The organism is Phytobacter sp. V91, assembly GCF_965644225.1.
Classification (GTDB): domain Bacteria; phylum Pseudomonadota; class Gammaproteobacteria; order Enterobacterales; family Enterobacteriaceae; genus CBFFRJ01.
Genome location: NZ_CBFFRJ010000289.1, coordinates 1 through 864, shown reverse-complemented (window position 1 = coordinate 864; position 864 = coordinate 1). Strand labels below are relative to the sequence as shown.

At 56.0% G+C, this 864-nt stretch carries 1 protein-coding gene; it reads left to right on the top strand.

Going from position 1 to position 864, the window contains the following annotated elements; genetic code table 11:
- Positions 1-77: 77 nt before the first annotated feature.
- A complete protein-coding gene (locus ACSZO4_RS25695) occupies positions 78-824 on the top strand; it encodes a diguanylate cyclase (RefSeq protein ID WP_437891909.1) in 747 nt (248 codons plus the stop codon).
- Positions 825-864: the final 40 nt, after the last annotated feature.

Below are 864 nucleotides of genomic sequence, written 5' to 3'. Positions count from 1 at the left end.
GCGGGCATCGTGAAAAATCTATGGCAAAGAAAGCCTTATGTTCTCATAACTGACGATTAAATCGCACCTTCCCTAATCTGGGCGAGCGGGTCTTACAGCTTGAAACCATCTACGACACCACGCCGGTAGCGCTGTGCATGATCGACAGGCACGGGCATCTTGTGATGTCCAATAAAGCCATGACGCAGCTGCTGAGCCACGACCAGCATGAACTGACGCAACAGCATCTTTCCGAGCTGATGCCGGAGTTCTGGCATCTGTTTGAAGAGGATTTTGCGCTGGCGGATATGGGCGAGGCTATTCCGGGGCGAGAAATTATCTGGCACGACCGCTGCTATGACACTCAGTCGGTGGCGGTAACGGATGCCAGTAGTAACGTGGTGGGGCTGTCGGTCACCTGGGTGGATATCACCGCCCGTCGTCAGGCGGAACAAAAGCTGGCGGGGGCAAACCAGGTGCTGCAACGCCATGCTCAGCCCGATCATCTGACGGGATTGTTCAACCGCCGCTATATGGACGAATGCCTGCTCAACGAGGTCTCGCGTTCAACGGAAGGAAAAAGTCCGCTCTCTATTTGCCTGGTGGACATCGATTTCTTCAAACTTTACAACGACAGCCAGGGGCATTTAGCCGGTGATGAGTGCCTGAAAACCGTTGCCAGGGCGCTGGTCGCCTCGCTGATTCGCAGCGACGACAACGTCAGTCGCTACGGTGGGGAAGAGTTTCTGGTCATCCTGCCTGATACCAGCAAAGATGCCGCTCAGGTGGTTGCTGAACGGCTTCGGGAGCAAGTAAGTATCCTCCGGCAGAGCCGGAGGCTTTAGGGTGAGCGCCTCAAAGGCGCCGACAAACCATGAGCCGCCC